This is a genomic window from Achromobacter sp. DH1f (assembly GCF_000633435.1).
GTDB lineage: Bacteria > Pseudomonadota > Gammaproteobacteria > Burkholderiales > Burkholderiaceae_B > Achromobacter > Achromobacter deleyi.
In genome coordinates, this window is record NZ_AYMF01000054.1 from 56,092 (window position 1) to 73,639 (window position 17,548).

Consider the following 17,548-nt stretch of genomic DNA (forward strand, 5'->3'; position numbering starts at 1 on the left):
GCGCGTCGATACTGATTCGACCTGTCCATTCACCGCCGCCCGCCTTGCCGGGCACCCCCGCCATGACGCGCCTCGTCCCGCTATCGTCCAAACTGGACCTGATCGCCCAGACCGGTTTTGCCCTGGCCGCCAGCCGCCAGCCGCGCTATGCCTTCCATTGGCACGAGCACGATTGCGCCATGCTGCTGTGGCCGCGCGCCGGCGCGCTCGACAGCGCCTGGCGCGATACCGACGGCGAATGCCGCCGGGGCCGGCTGGTGCGGGGGCAGGCGCTGCTGCTGCCCTCGCATGTCGAGCACAGCACGCGCGCCCAGAGCATCGCGCAGCAGCATGGCGAGCTCTATCTGTCGCCCGACCTGCTGCGAGCCTGCCGCGCCATGGGGGTGCTGCAACTGGATGGCGCCGCGCAGGCCATGCTGGACGCACTCTGGAAGCCGGCCTTGTCGGCCAGGGCGCAGCCGGCATTGATCACCGCGTTGATCGCCCAGCTGGACAGCAGCCGTCCGGGCCAGGTGCTGGCCGCGCCGCCGCCGAACCTGGCGCGCCGCTGGGCCGATGCCTTGCGCCAGTGTCTGGAAGACGGCCAGCCGCCGCCTTCCGTTGCCGAATCCGCGATTGCATTGGGGGTATCCATCCGGACCTTGCAGCGCGCCTGCGTGGACGCGTTCGGGCTGCCGCCGGTGGCCGTGCGCCGCACGCTGGTGGCGCAGGCCGCGCGCCAGCGCATCGCGCTGGGCGAACCCGCCGCGCGGGTCAGCGCCGAATTGGGATTCGCCAGCAGCGGCCACCTGGGCCGGCTGCTGCGCGCCATCGATGCCGATCAGGGCGTGCCCGCCGCAAAGCTCAGCGCATCCGGCGCCGCTGCCGACTGGCCCGGAATGGACGCCACCAGCTCGCGCGTGTAGTCGCTGGACGGGCGCAGGAACACATCCTGCGCCGGGCCGATCTCCACCACCTTGCCGCGTTGCATGACGGCGATGCGATGGCATAGCCGCGCGGCCACGCGCAGGTCGTGCGTGATGAAGATCATGCTGACGCCCAGCCGCTCGCGAATCGATTCCAGCAGATCGAGAATCTGCGCCTGCACCGACACGTCCAGCGCCGACACGGCTTCGTCGGCGATCAGGATTTCCGGCTCCATCATCAACGCCCGCGCAATCGACAGCCGCTGCCGCTGGCCGCCCGAGAACTCGTGCGGAAAGCGCTGCAAGGCGCTCGGGTCCATGCGCACCAGGTCCAGCATGTCGAGCATGCGCGCATGCACGGCCTTGGGCTCGGCGCCGAAATTCAAGGGGCCTTCGGCCAGCGTCCGGCCCACCGTGCGGCGGGGGTTGAAGGAACGGAAGGGGTCCTGAAACACCATCTGCACGCGCTTGCAGTAGCCGCGCGCGGCGCGGCCGTGCAGCTTGACCACGGGCTGGCCGCCCAGCAGGATCTCGCCCGACGTGGGCGTGGCAAAGCGCGCCAGGCAACGCCCCAGCGTGGTCTTGCCCGAACCGGACTCGCCGACGATGCCCAGGGTTTCGCCGCGCGCCAGTTGCAGTGACACGCCGCCCAGGGCGTCGACGCTGCGGCGCCGGGACTTGAACATCGATGCGGTCTGAAAACGCAGCGTCAGGTCACGCACTTCCAGCATCGGCGGGGCCGACGGCGGCAGGGCGGCTGCGCGGAAATCGCCGCGCGGACGCGCATCGAGCAGGCGCCGGGTATAGGCGTGCTGCGGATGATTGAGCACATCGGCCGCGGCGCCCTGTTCGACGATGCGGCCCGACTGCATCACCACCACGCGGTCCGCAATCTCGGCCACCACGTCGAAATCGTGCGTGATGAACAGCACGCCATTGTCATGGCGGTCCCGCAGTTCGTTCAGCAGCCGCAGCACCTGCGCCTGCGAGGTCACGTCCAGCGCCGTCGTCGGTTCATCGGCGATGATCAGGCCGGGCTCCATCGCCAGGGCCATGGCGATCATCACGCGTTGGCGCTGGCCGCCGGAAAGCTGGTGCGGATAGGCATGCTGCAACGTTGCCGGCGACGGCAGCCGCACGTCGGTCAAGAGCGCCAGCACGCGCTGGGCCACCGCCTGGCGGTCCAGCGCCTTGGCATGGAACTCGAACACTTCGGCGATCTGGTCGCCCACGCGCATCAGCGGATTGAGCGCTGTCATCGGTTCCTGGAAGATCATGGCCATGCGGTCGCCGCGCAGCTTCTGCAGCGTCGACAGGCCGGCCTCGGTGATGTCGCGCCCGGCCAGCAGGATCTGCCCGCTTTCCAGGGCAAGAACGTCCTTGGGCAACAGGCCCATGATGGCGCTGGACGTCACCGATTTGCCGGACCCGGATTCGCCCACGATGCAGACGATCTCGCGGGCATGCACGGTCAGCGAAAGGTCTTGCACCGCATAGCGGCGGTCGCCGCCGCCGGGCAGCCGGACGTGGAGATTGCGGATGTCCAGGATGGGCGATGCGGAGCCGGCCGGCGCCGCCTGGGAACGGGATGCGTCGTGCATGGCGTCAGCCTTTGGTTTTGCGTGAAAGACGGGGGTCGAGACGGTCGCGCAGCGCATCGCCGAACATGTTGACGGCCAGGATCAGCAGCGCAAGGAATATGCCGGGATACAGCACGATCCAGGGAGCGCGCTGGAAGAACGGCCGGCCTTCGGCGATGATGCTGCCCAGGCTGGGAATCTCGGGCGGAAAGCCCAGGCCCAGAAAACCCAGCACGGCTTCGGTCAGGATGGCGGCGGCGCAGACGAAGGTGGCCTGCACCACCAGCGGATTGATGGTGCTGGGCATGATGTGCCGCCACAGCACCTTCAGGGCCGGCGTGCCGGCGCCGACCGACGCTTCGACGTACGGTTCTTCGCGCACCGACAGCACCACGCTGCGCACCAGCCGCGCAATCCGCGGTATTTCGGGGATGGCAATCGCCGTCACCATGGACACGATGTTCGCGCCGCCCAGCGCCACCATCGCCACGGCCAGCAGCAGGCCGGGAATGGCCATGATGCCGTCCATCAGCCGCATGATGGGCGCGTCCAGCCGGCGCACGTAGCCGGCGGCCAGGCCGATGACCAGGCCCGCCACCACGGCGATGGCGCTGACCATCGCGGCCAGTGCGATCGACAGGCGGCCGCCATACAGCACCCGCGACAGCAGGTCGCGGCCCAGCGAATCGGTGCCCAGCCAATAGGTCTCGGACGAGGCTTGCAGCCGGGCGCGCGGCGTGAGCGCCGCAGGGTCATGCTGCGCCAGCCAGGGCGCGCCCACCGAGACGGCCACCAGCAACAGCAGCAACAGCAGGGACCCGAGCATGACCGGGTCCTGCAGCATGGCCGCGCAGGCCTGGCGCCAGCGCGAACGCGGCGCCGCCGGGGAAAGGGGAAGGGCGGGGGAAGAAGACATCGTAGCGCTCCAGGTCGTACGCGGCTCAATAGCGGATGCGCGGGTCGAGGACGACATAGGCCAGGTCAATCAGCAGATTGACGAAGACGTAGATGAAGGAAAAGAACAGGATCGTGCCCTGCACGACGGGGTAGTCGCGGGCCAGCACCGAGTCCACGATCAGGCGCCCGACCCCGGCGATGTTGAAGATGGTCTCGGTGACCACCACGCCGCTGATCAGCGTGGTGAGCGCCACGCCGACGATGGTCACGATGGGAATGGCCGCGTTGCGCAGCGCATGGCGAAACAGCACGACGCGCTCGGTCACGCCCTTGGCGCGGGCAGTGCGCACGAAGTCTTCGCCCAGGACGTCCAGCAGGCTGGCCCGCGTGATGCGCGTGATGAGCGCAACGAACACCATGGCCAGCGTGATGGTCGGCAGCAGCAGGTGCGACGCATATCGACCCACGCCGTCGGCCAGCGGTGAATAGCCTTGCACCGGCAGCCAGTTCAGCTTTACCGAGAACACCAGGATCAGCAGATAGGCCACCACGAAGGCGGGCACGGAAAAGGCCAGCACGGCGCCGGCCATGATGCCGCGATCCGCCAGGCCGCGGTGACGCCATGCGGCCAGCACGCCCAGCGGAATCGCGGCGGCGATGGTCAGCAGGATGGCCCACGCGGCCAGCGAGAACGTCGGGCCCAGCCGCGCCTTGATCAGCGAGGTCACCGATTGCCGGGACTGGATGGAATGGCCCAGGTCGCCCTGCGCCAGCGCGGCCATCCAGCGCACGTACTGCGTGCCCAGCGATTGGTCCAGGCCCATGTCCTGGCGGATCTGCATGATGTCCGCCTCGCTGGCCATGTCGCCCGCGATGACGCGCGCGGGGTCGCCCGGCGCCAGGCGCAGCAGCAGGAACACCACGGTGGCGACGATCAGCATGACGGGAATCGCCGCCAACAGGCGTTTGAGGATGAGTTCGATCATGGCTATGCCTTGCCGTTCGCGGCGCGGCCCGTGGGCCGCATCGCGGTTACTTCTGGCCCAGCCAGAAAAGAGGAATGGGCGCGTCCACCAGCGTGCCGAACTTGGCGGTGTTGTAGCCCTTGGCTTTCGAGTAGGCCCCCAGCGGAATGAAGAAGACCTGCTCGTAGCTCAGCTTCTGGATCGCCGCGGCGATCTCCTTGCGCTTGGCCACATCGCTTTCGGCGGCGAACCGATCGCGCATCGATTCCATCGCCTCGCTGCCGGTCCAGCCGATGTAGCCCGCTTCGCCACGGCCATCCAGGTTGGGGTTGGTCAGCGGGTTCATCAGGTCGATGCTGGTGAAGCCGGTCTGGAAGATGCTCCAGCCGCCCTGGTCCACCGGGTCCTTCTTCGAATAGCGGGTCAGCAGCGTGGCCCAGTCCATGGACTGGATTTCCACGTTCATGCCGATGCTCTTGAGCGCCTGCGCCGTCACCGAGGCCAGGCTGGACAGCACGGGCAGGTCGGTCGGATGCAGGATCACGACCTTGCTGCCGTCGTAGCCGCTGTCCTTGAGCAGCGCCCGGGCGTGCGCCAGATCGGGCTTTTGCGTCTGCGTGGCGCCTTCCTGCGAGGCGTACGGCGAGATGCAGCTGAGCACCGCGCCGCACAGTTGGTAGACCTTGTCGTCGCCGATCTGCGCGTCCAGGTAATCGGCCTGGTAGACCGCGGCAAGCACGGCGCGGCGCACCTTGACGTTGTTGAACGGCGGCTGCAGCCAGTTCATGCGCATCGTGAACATATTGGTGCTCTCGCCGTACGGCTTGAGCGCGATCGCCTTCACGCCTTCCAGCTGCGGCATGAGGTCGGGCGGCACGTCTTCGATGAAGTCGATCTCGCCGCGGCGTAGCGCGTTCACCGCCGTCTGCGAATCGGAGATGTTGACGAGCTCGATGCGGTCGGCAATGGCCACCTTGCCGCCCGCAAAGCCGCTGGCCGGCTCGTTGCGCGGCACGTAGCCGGTGAATTTGACGTAGGCGGCCTTCACGCCGGGCTGGAAGCCGGCCGCATCGAACCGGTACGGGCCCGAGCCGATCACTTCGGTGATGGCCTGCGATGCAGGCACGGACGCGATGCGCTTGGGCATGATGAAGGGCACCGGCGCGCCGGATTTGGCCAGCGCCTCGTACAGCATGCCGAAGGGCTTGTTCAGCTTGAACACCACCGTCGCGGGGTCGGGGCTTTCCAGGCTGGCGGTAGCTGCCATCAGCCGCTGGCCCAGGGCGTCGCGGCCGGCCCAGCGCTTGAGTGAGGCGACGACGTCTTCGCTGGTGACGGGCGCGCCGTCATGAAAGGCCAGGCCCTTGCGCAGCGTGAGAGTCACGGTCAGCTTGTCGGGGGATTCCGTCCAGCTACCCACCATTTCGGGCTGCGGCCCGCCGTTGGCGTCCATGGCGAACAGGGTGTCGAACACCATGTAGCCGTGGTTGCGCGTGATGTAGGCGTTGGTCAGGATGGGGTCGACGATACGCAGGGGCGCCTGCATGACGATCTTGGCGGTGGTCTCGGCTTGCACGGCGCCGGCCGCGGTGAACAGGGCGGCGCCGGCGGCGGCGCTGACGAGGGCGGGCGCGAAGGCGCGGCCCAGGCGGGACATCAGTGTGTTCATAGGGGTACCGTTCAGGCGAACAGGGGTTTGCGATCTGCCCAGGGGGCGACGCGTTCAAGCTGCGCCGACAGGTCCAGCAGCGTGTCTTCTTGGCCGAAATGGCCGATCAACTGCGTGGCGACCGGCAAGCCGGCTTGCGTCCACCACAAGGGCAGGCTGGCCGCCGGCAAGCCGGCGCCGTTGATCACCGGCAGGAACGTCGAATAAGTGGCCGCGCGCGCCCGGTAGTTGCGAAACCCAAGCCCGTCGGCGGGGTTCAGCGACAGGTAGTCCAGCTTGCAGGGCAACTGGGCCAGCGTCGGGGTCAGCAGCACGTCCAGCCCGGCCATGGCGGTGGCAAAGGCGCGGCCCACGGCGTGCAGCCGCGACACGGCATCGATGTACGACACGGCGTTCAGGCCCTTGCCGACGTCGTAGCCGTCGCGGATGACCGATTCCAGGTCCTCGTCGCGCAGCTTGCGGCCCAGCGCGGCCAGGCGGGCATCCACGGCCACCACGATGTTGCTGGCCAGGATGCTGCCGTGGGCGTGCACGAAGCCGTCATAGTCGATGGCGGGCAGGGCGGCCTCGAAGACCTCGTGGCCCATGGCTTGCAGCAGCGACGCGGCATGGTCGACGGCCGCCTCGCATTCGGGAGCGATGCCGATGCCGTTCCAGCCTTGGCGCAGGATGCCGACCCGCCGCGCCCGATGCGGCTGTTCGCGCACGGCGTCCACGAACAGGCGAGGCTTGGGCGGGGCCGCGTAGGGGGCGCCCGGTTCGTAGCCGCCGATCAGGTCCAGCGCTGCGGCCGTGTCGCGCACGCTGCGGCTGAGCACGCCGTCGGTCGACATGCCGGCCCAGCCTTCGCCGCGGTTCGGCCCCATGGGCACGCGGCCGCGCGAGGGCTTCAGGCCGAACACGCCGCAGCAGGCGGCCGGAATGCGGATTGAGCCGCCGCCGTCGCTGCCATGCGCCACCGGCACGATGCGGGCGGCCACCGCCGCGGCCGCGCCGCCGCTGGAGCCGCCCGCCGAGCGGGTGCGGTCCCATGGGTTGGGCGTGGGGCCGCCGTTGCGCACGGCTTCGGTGGTGCCGGCCATGCACAGTTCCGGCACCGTGGTGCGCGCAAACGGAATCAGGCCGGCAGCATCGAAGCGGCCGGCGACGGTCGCGTCATGGTCGTAGGTGATGTCGTTGAACAGCGTCGAGCCAATGCTCGATGGAAAGCGCCGGTCGGCGAAGCCCGAATCCTTCAACAGGAAGGGAATGCCGCGGAACGGGCCGCGCGGTGTCCAGTCTGCCGCGATCTGGCGCGATTCCTCGTAGCGGGGGTAGGTGATGGCGTTCAAGCCGGGATTGCGCGCTTGGGCCAGGGCGATGGCGCAATCCATGAGCTCGGCGCAAGTCGTCTCGCCGCGTTCCAGCAAATCGGCCAAGGCCAGGCCGTCCAGATTTTCGTAGTCGTCGATATGCATGCTTTCCCCAGATTCCAGTGGTCTCGCCGTGCCGGTCGGCCACTGGATGCCCCAGAGTCTATGGACGCGTGCCGCGAGGGCCAAACCAGAATGCGACACGCGGCTGATCCGAAATGCGGCAGCCGGCGCGTGGCGCAGGGAAGGCCGGGGCGGCGCGGTGGTGCGGTTTCGGGTAATCCCTGATGGGGGTTCGAGGCCGATTTCCCGCACTTGGCGCCGCAGCCGCGTTCGCCGCCATCCGATTTTCAAAATGTGAGGCCGGCTGACTTCGGCCGCGACAACGGCTAGGATGAGCCTTCCCATCAACAGGAGGCACCATGGATTGTTCAGTCGAAGGAAAGATCGCGTTCGCCGACGGCCACTCGTACCATTTCGCCACGGTGGATGCGGCGCTGGCGTTCGCCGAGTGCGTCAAAAGCAGCGGCAATCCCGGCCAGTGCGCGGCCACGCATGGCAGCACCAGCCGGGTCAAGCTGGAAGACGTAAAGGCGCAGGAAGAGGCCGAACGGCGCGAAGACGACGGGCCGGCGCCCTGACGCTGGCGGGTTCCGAAATATGGCAAAAGCGTTCTGCCGGCGTCCGCTGCGTGGCATGGAAGTCGCGTACCTGGATTGCACAGGCCACGTGTTTCCCAAGCACGCGCACGACGAATTCGTCATCGGCGCCAACTGGATCGGGCGAGAGAACATCTGGCTGGATGGCAAGTCGCTGCAAGCGGCCACGGACGACATCACGCAGTACAACCCCGGCCAACTTCAGGCCGGTGGGGCCGCTAGTGGGCAGGATGCCCGCTGGGCCTTCGTCAGCGTGTACGTCGACCCGGCCATCCTGCCAGGCTGTTTCGATGTTTCCGCGCACGCCGTCTTTGATGCGGCCGTGTGCACGCAGCCCGGGCTGGCCAGGTCGCTGCGGACGGCGGCGGCCCATAGCCTGCGACGCGACCTGTCCGATTCGGAGGCTGCGGAATCGCTCTTGCCGGTGCTGAGCAAGATATTCACGTCCGCCTCGTTCGGATTGCAGCGGGCGCACACGTCGGCCCGGCCCGCGCTCAACCCGGTTGCCGACCGCCTGATGGCCGAGCTGAACGCACCGCCCTCCCTGTCCGATCTGGCTGCCGAGCAAGGCCTTAGCCCGGTGCAACTGGTGCGGGCCTTCACCCGCCAATTCGGCCTGCCGCCATTTGCCTGGTTGATGATCGAAAGGCTGAAGCTTGCCCGCCGTTTGCTCGCGACCGGCCAAGCCGTCGCGACGATTTCGGCAAACCTGGGTTTTGCCGACCAGGCGCATTTCACCCGCCGCTTCAAGGCGATGTATGGCGTGCCGCCGGCGGCCTGGCGACGCGGCTGAAATCACGTTCAAGACAGGCCGTGCCCGTGAATGCGACGCTGTCCGGTATCCCCTCTTTCCGGAATATGTCGCCATGCGCATCACCCTTGAATCGCCCGACCAACCCGACGTCCGCGCCTTGATCGACGCGCTCGATGCCTACCAGGTGCCGCTCTATCCCGCCGAGAGCCATCATGGCGTGGATATCGCCGCGTTGTGCCGCCCCGACGTGCTGTTTGCCGTCGCCCGCGATGCGGCGGGTCGCGCGGTGGGGTGTGGCGCCCTCATCATCGGCACCGGGTATGGCGAGATCAAGCGCATGTACACCGACCCGTCGCAGCGGGGCAAGGGCGTCGGCAGCGCCTTGCTGCGGCGGCTGGAAGACGAAGCTCGCCAACGCGGCGTGACCCGGTTCGCGCTCGAGACCGGCAATCGGCAACCGCAAGCCGTCGCCCTGTACGCCCGCCTGGGTTACCGCACGTGCGGGCCCTTTGGCCCGTACGAGGACGATCCCCACAGCGTTTTCATGCAAAAGCCGGCCGGCGTCCTGGCGGACGAGGCCGGCGTGCAGGAAGCGTCGTGTCAGCCCGTGGCCAGCTCAAAGACCTTGTAGATCACCATGCCCACCGCCACCAGCAGGTAGGCGCGCAGCACGCCCATCCACAGGCGGTGCGTGGCGGACAGCGATAGCGGCTTCAACTGATGCAGCGGCGGCATGCGCCAGTGATTGCGCAGGGCTTTGCTGACGGCCGGGTCGGCCGGGACGCGATCGCGGCGGGTCCGCTGGCCGAAGAACTGGGCGGCGACCGTGACCACGGCGCCTGCGGCTGAACCGCCGGCAAGGATCCACGTGATGACCCGCCCCGAGATGTCGGGCCACATCACGGCGGCCGTGAGAATGATGGAAAGCATCACCAGCACCGACACGATCACGCCGGTAAAGAGATTGGTGATGCGCGAATTCACCCACGGCCCCAGCACCGCCTTGTCATTGCACAACAGCAGCAGGAACACCGAGGCGCTGGGCAGCAGCACGCCCGCCAGGGTCTGGACGGCGTTGGTCAGCAGCCCGAGCGGCACGCCGGGGATCAGCACCAGCGCTGCGGCGCCCGCGATCAACAGCCCGTAGACGGCGTAGAAGGCCTTGGCGTCGGTGGGCTTGCGGTGCAGGGAGTGCTTCAGGCTCAGCACGTCGGCTACGGCGTAGGCGGTGGACAGCGAGACCGCCGCCGCGCCGATCAGGCTGGCATCGAGCAGGGTGACGGCGAACAGCACGCCGGCCAGACGTCCGTGCGTATTGGCGATGGCCGATGCGACCGCACCCGCATCCTGGAAGTTGCCGAAATCCGGGCTGCCGGCAAAGGTCGCGGCCGAAACGGCAATGATCGCGATCGCGCCGATGATGACCAGCGCGATGCCCAGCCACAGGTCGGCGCGCTCGTACGAGATGAAGCGCGGCGTCACGCGCTTGTCGATGACGTAGCTTTGCTGGAAGAACAATTGCCAGGGAGCGACCGTGGTGCCGACGATGCCGATGATGAGCAGCATGACATCGCTGAACTTGCCGCCCTCGGGCAATCCGGGAATCAGGAAGTCCCGTCCGATCTGCGCGGCGGGCGGATGCACCATGAGCAGCAGGGGCACCAGCAAGAGGCTGCCGAACACCAGCACGAGCGAAAAGCGTTCGAATTTTCGGAAGTCTCCCGTACTGACGGCCAGCATGACGAGGGCCGCTGCCGCGGCCACGCCGAGCAATTTTGGGATACCCAGGAAATCCAGCGCCAGCGTGATGCCGATGAATTCGGTGACGATGGTCAGCGCATTCAGGACGAACAGGTCGATGGCGCTGAAGGCGCCCCAGAACTTCCCGAACCGTTCCAGGATCAGGCGAGCGTGGCCCACCCCCGTGACGGCGCCCAGCCTGAGCACCATTTCCTGATTCACATACAACACGGGAATCAGCAGCGCCAGCGTCCACAGCAGCGTCGTGCCGTAGTTCTGGCCTGCCTGGGCATAGGTGCTGAATGCCCCGGCATCGTTGTCGCCCACCATCACGATCAGGCCTGGCCCCAGAATGGCCAGCAATGTTCGGAACCGGTGCCACCAGTTCTTGCGGCGGGCGACGTCGCCTTCCTTGATGGTGCCGAAGGCCCCTCGAATATCACCGATATGCGCGTCGTCCAGGACCGCGACTTCTTTCGCTTTCTTCAACATGAATCACATTCCCAAGCATTCTGTACCTGCTGTATCTACCGCCACGCGATGCAGGGAATTCGGGATTCGTTGAGCAAAAGGGGGCTATCGCGCGCGCTTCTCCCTGTCATGGGATGGCCCGCGACGCTCCGCTCGCGCACCACCGCACGCACGGCGATGGAACACCGTGCACGAGGCAGTATCTGAAAGCCCTGCAATCAATGGCGCCGAAATTGACAATCGACGACTGTCACCGTCTGACATAGATCTCCTGGAGTGCACAACCCGAACTGGCAAAAAGGGGATCGGGTTGGGTCGCGCTTTACGACGACTGCGCGATTGCAAACTATGGAGTCACTCTAGAGTCAAGGCTTTTTATTGATGAGGGAAAAGAGGCCGCTCAGCGCGGCAGCGCCACGCAAAACCGGGTGATGTCGTCGCGCGATTCGGCGTTGATGCGGCCGCCGTGCGACAGCACGATCTGCTGGGCAATGAACAAGCCCAGGCCCAGGCCGTGGTGCCCGCCGGCCGGGCGCGCGCCGCTGCGAAAGGGGTTGAACAGGTGCGGCAGCAGCTCGGGCGGAATGGTGCCGCCGTTGCTGACGGTGATGACGACCTCGTCCGCCGCCGTGCCGTCCACGTCGACGCGCACCGGCGCTTCGCGGGTGCCGTGGTGCAGGGCGTTGCCCAGTAAATTGGCCAGCACCTGGGCCAGGCGTTCGCCGTCCCAGTTGCCGGTCAGGTCGCCCTTGAAGCTGGATTCGATCTGGCGCTCGGCAAAGCCGGTGCGCAGTTCTTCCAGCGTGCGATTGACCAGGCTTTCCAGGTCGAACCGCGTCGGGACCAGCGTCAGGCCGCCCGCCTGGCGGATGCGCGTGACGTCGAGCAGGTCTTCGATCAGGCGGCTCATACGTTCACTGCTTTGCAGCATGCGTGTCGCCAGGCTGCCGACGCGGGCGTCGTCGCTCTGGCGCTGCAAGAGCGATGCGCCCATGACGATGGCTTGCAATGGCGTGCGCAGGTCGTGGCTCAGCACGGCCATGAACATCTCGTTCACGCGCAGCGCCTCGGTGCGCTCTTCCAGTTGCTGCGCCAGCGCCCGCCGGCGCTCGTGCAGCTCGAAGAACACATTGGCCTTGGTCTTGAGCATGTACGGGTCGATGGGCTTGTACAGAAAGTCCACCGCGCCGCTTTCGTAGCCGCGGAACTGCCAGTTGTGCTCGCGCGAACCGGCGGTGATGAAGATCAGGGGAATGTGGCGGGTGCGTTCGCTGCCGCGAATCAATTCGGCCAGTTCGAAGCCGTTCATGTCGGGCATCTGCACGTCCAGCAGCGCCAGCGCCACGTCGGGATGGGTCAGCAGCAGTTCCAACGCCTGCGGGCCGGACTGCGCCTTGAGCACCTCGACGCGGTCGCCCGCCAGCAACGCTTCCAGCGCAATCAGGTTCTCTGGCACGTCATCGACCAGCAGGCACTTGATACGGGCATCCGGGGTTTTGGCAGAGGTCAGGATCATGATGTCAGAAGGGGTTGGAGTCAGGCCGATGCGTGGGCAACTGCGCGAACAAGGCGGCGATTTCCTCAAGCGTCAGGGCGGGCAGCGCGGGCGTACGCGCCAGGGCGGCCTCGGGCATGGCGGCCATGAATGCCGTGGCCGGCGCCTGGACCAGCGCGTGGCCGCCCACGGCATGGATCGCGGCCAGGCCGTCGGCGCCATCTTCATTGGCGCCCGACAGCAGCACGCCGAGCAGCCGGCGGCCATAGCAGTCGGCGGCGGAATGGAACAGCACGTCGATGGACGGCCGAGAGAAGAACACCGGCGGGTCGATGGACAACGCCAGCCGCGGGCCCGTGTCCACCAGCAGGTGGTAGTCGGGCGGTGCGAAGTACAGATGGCCCGCTTGCAGCGGCTGCTGGTCTTCGGCTTCCTGCACGGGCAGGGCGCAGCGGTCACGGAAGATATCGACCAGCAGGCTGCGGCGGTCGCGCGGCAGGTGCAGCACCACGATCACCGCGGCCCGCAGGCCGGTGGGCAGCGCAGGCAACAGGACATTCAAGGCGTCGATGGCCCCGGCCGAACCGCCGATGACGATCGCGTCCCACGGGCCGTCGGACGGCGCCTGGGGCGGTATGGCGGCCACGTTCCGGCTCACAGGCCGGCCTTCTTGCGATAGATGCGGTCCTGCGGCACGAAGTCGTCGAAGTTCTCGGCCTGCGCCGAGAAACGGATCGACTCGCGCGACCCCAGGCCCATGAAGCCGCGATGCACCAGCGCTTCATGGAACAGGCCGAGTGCGCGGTTCTGCAGGTCGCGTTCGAAGTAGATCAGCACGTTGCGGCAGGACACCAGGTGCACTTCAGCAAAGACGCTGTCGGTAGCCAGGCTGTGGTCCGAGAACACCATGTGTTCGCGCAGTGTCTTGTCGAACATGACGCGCCCGTAGCGCGCGGTGTAGTAGTCGGACAGCGAGCTGCGGCCGCCGGATTGCGCGTGGTTCGCGGTGAAGGCGGCCACGCGTTCCAGGTCGTACACGCCTTGTTCGGCGGCGCGCAGCGCATGCGGGTTGATGTCGGTGGCGTAGATCAGCGTGCGGTCCAGCAGGCCTTCTTCATGCAGCAGGATGGCCAGCGAATAGACCTCTTCACCCGCGCTGCAGCCGGCCACCCACACCTTGATCGACGGATAGGTGCGCAGGATGGGAACCACCTCGTTGCGCAGCGCCAGGAAATAGCTGGGGTCGCGGAACATGTCGCTGACCTGCACCGTCAGGAACTGCAGCAGGCCGGTAAACACCGCCGGTTCGTGCAGCACACGGTCTTGCAGCTGCGACAGAGTCTTGCAGCCGAACTGGCTCAGCGCGCTGCGCAGGCGCCGCTTGAGCGAGGCCTGGGCATACGCCCGGAAATCGTAGTGGTACTGGTGATAGATCGCATCGAGCAGCAGCCGCTGCTCGATGTCTTCGATATGGGCACGGTTCCGGTGGGGCATGATCGTGGCCGCCCGTTACTTGCGCATCCAGACGCGCACCAGCGACAGCAGGCGTTCCACGTCCAGCGGTTTGGCGATGTAGTCGTTGGCCCCGGCCGCCAGGCATTTCTCCTGGTCGTCCTTCATGGCCTTGGCGGTCAGCGCAATGATCGGCAGGCGGCGCCATTCGGGCCGGGTGCGGATCTCGCGCATGGCCGTGTAGCCATCCATCTCGGGCATCATGATGTCCATCAGCACCAGGTCGATCGTGCGGTGGCCGTTCGCGCCGGCACGCTCCAGGGCAGACAGGGCTTCCAGGCCATTGCGCGCGATCTCGACGTGCAGGCCGGTGGGTTCCAGGATGCTGGACAGCGCGAAGACATTGCGTACGTCGTCTTCCACCACCAGCACCGTGCGGCCTTCCAGCGCGGTGTCGCGGCTGCGGGCCAGTTCCAGCATCTGGCGATGCTGCGGCGGCAGGTCGGCTTCGACCTGGTGCAGGAAAAGCGTGACCTCGTCGAGCAGGCGCTCTGGCGAGCGCGCATCCTTGATGATGATGGACTTGGAAAAGCGGCGCAGGTGCTGCTCTTCGTCGCGCGACAGCGCGCGGCCGGTGTACACGATGACAGGCGGGAACGACACGCTGTCCTGCTCGGCCATTTGCTGCAGCAGGTCGTAGCCGCTCATGTCGGGCAGGTTCAGGTCCATCACGACGCAGTCGTAGGTGGTGTCGCGCAGCAGGTTCAAGGCGGCGGTGGCGGTGGCGGCCGGTACGATCTGCACGCCGTCACGCGCCAGCAGTTCGCGTACGCTTTCACGCTGGCGGTCGTCGTCCTCGACCACCAGCACGCGCCGCACGTTCTGCGTGAACTTGGCTTCCAGGCGTTGCAGCGCATGGATCAGTTCTTCGCGCTTGACCGGCTTGAGCGCGTAGCCGACGGCGCCGCGGCCCAGGGCCTCTTGCGAGTAATCGGCCACCGACACGATGTGCACGGGAATGTGGCGGGTGTTGGGATTGCGCTTGAGCTGGTCCAGCACACCAAGCCCCGAGAAATCGGGCAGGTTCATGTCCAGCACGATCGCGTCGGGCCGGTGCTGCGCCGCCAGGGCCAGGCCGTCGTTGGCCGTGTGGGCGGCCAGGTAGCCAAAGCCCATTTCGCGCGCCAGGTCGCCCAGGATGTCGGCGAACCGCTCGTCGTCTTCGATGACGAGGATGGTGCGGCCGTTGGCCGGACCCGCGCCGGGCAGCGGCGCAGGGGAGGGGTTCGCCGTCGCCGGCACGGGCGTGGCAGGCACGGCGGGCAGGGGCGCGGGGGCCCTCGGCACGGCGGCCTCGATGGGCGCCTGCACCGGCGCGACCGTCGCCGGGGCTTGCAGGCGCAGCGGCACCAGCAGCGTGAACACGCTGCCTTTGCCGGGCGCGCTGACCAGGGACAGCGTGCCGCCCAGCAGCTTGGCCAGGTCGCGCGAGATCGACAGGCCCAGGCCCGTGCCGCCATGCTTGCGGTGCGTGCTGCCGTCGGCCTGGCGGAAGGCCTCGAAGATCAGTTCCTGCTGGTCGGCCGCGACGCCGATGCCGGTGTCCTGCACCGCGAACGACAGCATGTTGCGCGGCGCGCGCGATACCTTCAGCGCCACGGTGCCCTGCTCGGTGAATTTCAGGGCATTGGACAATAGGTTCTTGAGCACCTGGCCCAGGCGCTGCGGGTCGGTGTGCAGCGTGGCCGGCACGTCCCGGGCGATGTCCAGTTCCAGCGCCAGGCGCTTTTCCTGCGCCATGGGCCGCAGCGGGTCCAGGAGGCGGTCCAGCGCGGACGCGATGGCGACTTCTTCGACGTCGACGGTGGCCTGGCCGGCTTCGATCTTGGACAGGTCCAGGATGTCGTTGATCAGCGCCAGCAGGTCGCTGCCCGCGGCGTGGATGGTCTGCGCATATTTGACCTGGTCGGCGCTCAGGTTGCCCGGCTTGTTGTCGGCCAGCAGCTTGGCCAGGATCAGCGTGGAATTGAGCGGCGTGCGCAGTTCGTGGCTCATGTTGGCCAGGAACTCGCTCTTGTACTGGCTGGCCTGGGTGAGCAGCCGCGCCTTGTCGGTCAGGGCGCCTTGCACCCGCAGCAACTGTTCGGCCTGGGATTCCAGGTTGACGTTGGTCTGTTCCAGTTCGGTCTGCTGCAGCTCCATGCGCGCCTGCGACTCTTGCAGGATGCGGCTTTGCTGTTCCAGCTCTTCGTTGCTGACGCGCAGTTCTTCCTGCTGGGTCTGCAATTCTTCGGATTGGCGCTGCGTTTCCGCCAGCAGGGATTCCAGTCGGGTACGGTCGAGGCCCGCGCGAATCGCGGACGCCAGCATTTCCGAGGCGCCTTCGAGCAGGTTGCGCTCGGCATCGCCCACGGCGTGGTTGAACCCCAGTTCGATCACGGCATACACGCGCTCATTCTGGATGGCGGGCGCCAGCAGCAGTTCGGCCGGGTTGGAACGCCCGGTGGCCGAGGTGATCTCCAAGTGGCCGGCCGGCACGTTGCGCACGTGCATCAGCTTGCGCGAGGCGGCGACCTGGCCCGCCAGGCCCTGCGGCGCCGGAATTTTCTGCGCCAGGCGTTCGGGCGGCAGGGCGTAGCCGCCAAAGAGTTCCAGTTCGTCGCCGCTGCCGTTGACCACGTAGCCGGCGCCGACGTTGGCATCCAGGTACTGCGCCAGGAAGTCCAGCGCCCGCTTGCCGATCTCGTCCAGGCGCAGGTCGCCCCGCAGGCTCAGGCTCAGGCCCGACAGGCCGGTGGTGACCCAGGCCTGGCGCGCCTTGGCGCGGTATTCGCGGATCGTCATGCCGGCCGACGCCAGGATCAGCACCAGCAGCAACAGCGACCCGCCCCAAGAGTAATAGGCCGACGTCGTGGCGGCCGCGGACCAGGCCTCGCGTTCGTCTTCCAGTTGGCCCATCTGCCGCGTGTACAGGTCGCCCACCAGGTCACGCAGCCGGTCCATCGCATCCTTGCCCGCATCGGTACGGACCACCGCCATGGCGCCCTCGACGTCGCCAGCCTTGCGCATCTCGACAGTCTCGCGCAGTTCGCTCAGCTTCTGCTGCGTGATGGCCGAGATGTCGTTGACGATGCGGCGCTGCGCCGAGTCCGTCGACGTGGCCTCTTTCACCAAGGCCAGGCGTTCGTCGATCAGGGGCAGCGAGCGCACGTACGGCTGCAGATAGGTCAGGTCGCCCGTCAGCAGGTAGCCGCGTTGCCCCAGCTCGGCATCCTTGAGCGCCGAGTTGAACAGGCTCAGCTGGCGCAGCGTCTCGGTGACGCGGTTCATGGCGTTGACGGCCTGCACCCGCGTGTCCGCCGAACGCACGTTGACGAAGGCGATGACGATGGTAGCCAGCGCCGCCGTCACGAAGCCGGCCATCAGGGTCTTGGGAACGGTATATCGGCGGACAGCGTGAGACGAATTCGGCATGGGAACGGGTGGGCGGGCAGGGGCAGGGAAGGGGGGCGGCAGGCGCAACGATTATAGGGACGGGTTAACGTCGCAACGATCGGCAAACCCATGAAATATACAGGGGACGGACGCGGGTGTTTCGTCCGGATACAA

14 protein-coding genes are annotated in these 17,548 nt (G+C 67.2%); 4 read left to right on the forward strand and 10 right to left on the reverse strand.

All coding sequences use genetic code 11. From position 1 onward, the window contains the following. Positions 1 to 62 precede the first annotated feature (62 nt). A complete protein-coding gene (locus U858_RS0132400; protein ID WP_025141248.1) occupies positions 63 to 905 on the forward strand; it encodes an AraC family transcriptional regulator in 843 nt (280 codons plus the stop codon). Here the strand turns inward: U858_RS0132400 and U858_RS0132405 are convergent. Genes U858_RS0132405 through U858_RS0132425 form a run of 5 tightly spaced genes read right to left on the reverse strand, consistent with a single transcriptional unit; the run spans position 821 to position 7,473 of the window. Beyond that, positions 821 to 2,506 carry an ABC transporter ATP-binding protein gene (locus U858_RS0132405; RefSeq protein ID WP_025141249.1) on the reverse strand — a complete coding sequence of 562 codons (1,686 nt, stop codon included), beginning with the start codon at positions 2,504 to 2,506 and terminating at the stop codon, positions 821 to 823. The genes U858_RS0132400 and U858_RS0132405 overlap by 85 nt on opposite strands. A gap of 4 nt (positions 2,507 to 2,510) precedes the next feature. After that, positions 2,511 to 3,401 (reverse strand): ABC transporter permease, encoded by an 891-nt coding sequence (locus tag U858_RS0132410; protein ID WP_025141250.1) that lies wholly within the window; start codon positions 3,399 to 3,401, stop codon positions 2,511 to 2,513. Positions 3,402 to 3,426: 25 nt separating this feature from the next. Next, positions 3,427 to 4,368, reverse strand: a complete 942-nt coding sequence (locus U858_RS0132415) for an ABC transporter permease (protein ID WP_025141251.1) — start codon at positions 4,366 to 4,368, stop codon at positions 3,427 to 3,429. Positions 4,369 to 4,414: 46 nt separating this feature from the next. Then, the gene (locus tag U858_RS0132420) at positions 4,415 to 6,016 is read right to left on the reverse strand and encodes an ABC transporter substrate-binding protein (RefSeq protein WP_198529778.1); all 1,602 of its coding nucleotides are present in this window, start codon (positions 6,014 to 6,016) and stop codon (positions 4,415 to 4,417) included. Positions 6,017 to 6,027: 11 nt separating this feature from the next. Continuing rightward, complete coding sequence (locus U858_RS0132425; RefSeq protein WP_025141253.1) at positions 6,028 to 7,473, reverse strand: amidase; 1,446 nt, start codon at positions 7,471 to 7,473, stop codon at positions 6,028 to 6,030. 317 nt (positions 7,474 to 7,790) lie between these two features. Here U858_RS0132425 and U858_RS0132430 point away from each other — a divergent pair, with 317 nt between their 5' ends. The 3 genes from U858_RS0132430 (at position 7,791) to U858_RS0132440 (ending at position 9,412) form a co-directional block, all read left to right on the forward strand. Beyond that, the gene (locus U858_RS0132430) at positions 7,791 to 8,009 is read left to right on the forward strand and encodes a hypothetical protein (protein WP_025141254.1); all 219 of its coding nucleotides are present in this window, start codon (positions 7,791 to 7,793) and stop codon (positions 8,007 to 8,009) included. Between the two features lie 19 nt (positions 8,010 to 8,028). Then, positions 8,029 to 8,820: an AraC family transcriptional regulator gene (locus U858_RS0132435; protein ID WP_025141255.1), complete on the forward strand. Its 792-nt coding sequence runs from the start codon at positions 8,029 to 8,031 to the stop codon at positions 8,818 to 8,820. 73 nt (positions 8,821 to 8,893) lie between these two features. After that, a complete protein-coding gene (locus U858_RS0132440; RefSeq protein ID WP_025141256.1) occupies positions 8,894 to 9,412 on the forward strand; it encodes a GNAT family N-acetyltransferase in 519 nt (172 codons plus the stop codon). Here U858_RS0132440 and U858_RS0132445 read toward each other — a convergent pair. The 5 genes from U858_RS0132445 to U858_RS0132465 all read right to left on the reverse strand — a co-directional run bounded on the left by U858_RS0132445 (position 9,382) and on the right by U858_RS0132465 (position 17,413). Next, complete coding sequence (locus U858_RS0132445; protein WP_025141257.1) at positions 9,382 to 11,013, reverse strand: NRAMP family divalent metal transporter; 1,632 nt, start codon at positions 11,011 to 11,013, stop codon at positions 9,382 to 9,384. The genes U858_RS0132440 and U858_RS0132445 overlap by 31 nt on opposite strands. Positions 11,014 to 11,392: 379 nt before the next feature. Next, complete coding sequence (locus U858_RS0132450) at positions 11,393 to 12,508, reverse strand: hybrid sensor histidine kinase/response regulator (RefSeq protein ID WP_029954674.1); 1,116 nt, start codon at positions 12,506 to 12,508, stop codon at positions 11,393 to 11,395. A 4-nt stretch (positions 12,509 to 12,512) separates the two neighbouring features. Next, positions 12,513 to 13,133, reverse strand: coding sequence for a chemotaxis protein CheB (locus U858_RS0132455; RefSeq protein WP_051593741.1), 621 nt, complete (start codon positions 13,131 to 13,133; stop codon positions 12,513 to 12,515). Positions 13,134 to 13,141: 8 nt separating this feature from the next. After that, positions 13,142 to 13,981 carry a protein-glutamate O-methyltransferase CheR gene (locus tag U858_RS0132460; RefSeq protein ID WP_025141259.1) on the reverse strand — a complete coding sequence of 280 codons (840 nt, stop codon included), beginning with the start codon at positions 13,979 to 13,981 and terminating at the stop codon, positions 13,142 to 13,144. Between the two features lie 15 nt (positions 13,982 to 13,996). Further along, positions 13,997 to 17,413 (reverse strand): response regulator, encoded by a 3,417-nt coding sequence (locus U858_RS0132465; RefSeq protein ID WP_025141260.1) that lies wholly within the window; start codon positions 17,411 to 17,413, stop codon positions 13,997 to 13,999. Between the last annotated feature and the right edge of the window lie 135 nt (positions 17,414 to 17,548).

What these genes read in the sequence shown, in the direction of transcription:
- U858_RS0132420 (WP_198529778.1), bottom strand. Translation starts at nt 6,016, where the DNA reads ATGAACACACTGATGTCCCGCCTGGGCCGCGCCTTCGCGCCCGCCCTC.
- U858_RS0132440 (WP_025141256.1), top strand. Translation starts at nt 8,894, where the DNA reads ATGCGCATCACCCTTGAATCGCCCGACCAACCCGACGTCCGCGCCTTG.
- U858_RS0132430 (WP_025141254.1), top strand. Translation starts at nt 7,791, where the DNA reads ATGGATTGTTCAGTCGAAGGAAAGATCGCGTTCGCCGACGGCCACTCG.
- U858_RS0132400 (WP_025141248.1), top strand. Translation starts at nt 63, where the DNA reads ATGACGCGCCTCGTCCCGCTATCGTCCAAACTGGACCTGATCGCCCAG.
- U858_RS0132425 (WP_025141253.1), bottom strand. Translation starts at nt 7,473, where the DNA reads ATGCATATCGACGACTACGAAAATCTGGACGGCCTGGCCTTGGCCGAT.
- U858_RS0132405 (WP_025141249.1), bottom strand. Translation starts at nt 2,506, where the DNA reads ATGCACGACGCATCCCGTTCCCAGGCGGCGCCGGCCGGCTCCGCATCG.
- U858_RS0132410 (WP_025141250.1), bottom strand. Translation starts at nt 3,401, where the DNA reads ATGTCTTCTTCCCCCGCCCTTCCCCTTTCCCCGGCGGCGCCGCGTTCG.
- U858_RS0132460 (WP_025141259.1), bottom strand. Translation starts at nt 13,981, where the DNA reads ATGCCCCACCGGAACCGTGCCCATATCGAAGACATCGAGCAGCGGCTG.
- U858_RS0132435 (WP_025141255.1), top strand. Translation starts at nt 8,029, where the DNA reads ATGGCAAAAGCGTTCTGCCGGCGTCCGCTGCGTGGCATGGAAGTCGCG.
- U858_RS0132445 (WP_025141257.1), bottom strand. Translation starts at nt 11,013, where the DNA reads ATGTTGAAGAAAGCGAAAGAAGTCGCGGTCCTGGACGACGCGCATATC.
- U858_RS0132465 (WP_025141260.1), bottom strand. Translation starts at nt 17,413, where the DNA reads ATGCCGAATTCGTCTCACGCTGTCCGCCGATATACCGTTCCCAAGACC.
- U858_RS0132450 (WP_029954674.1), bottom strand. Translation starts at nt 12,508, where the DNA reads ATGATCCTGACCTCTGCCAAAACCCCGGATGCCCGTATCAAGTGCCTG.
- U858_RS0132415 (WP_025141251.1), bottom strand. Translation starts at nt 4,368, where the DNA reads ATGATCGAACTCATCCTCAAACGCCTGTTGGCGGCGATTCCCGTCATG.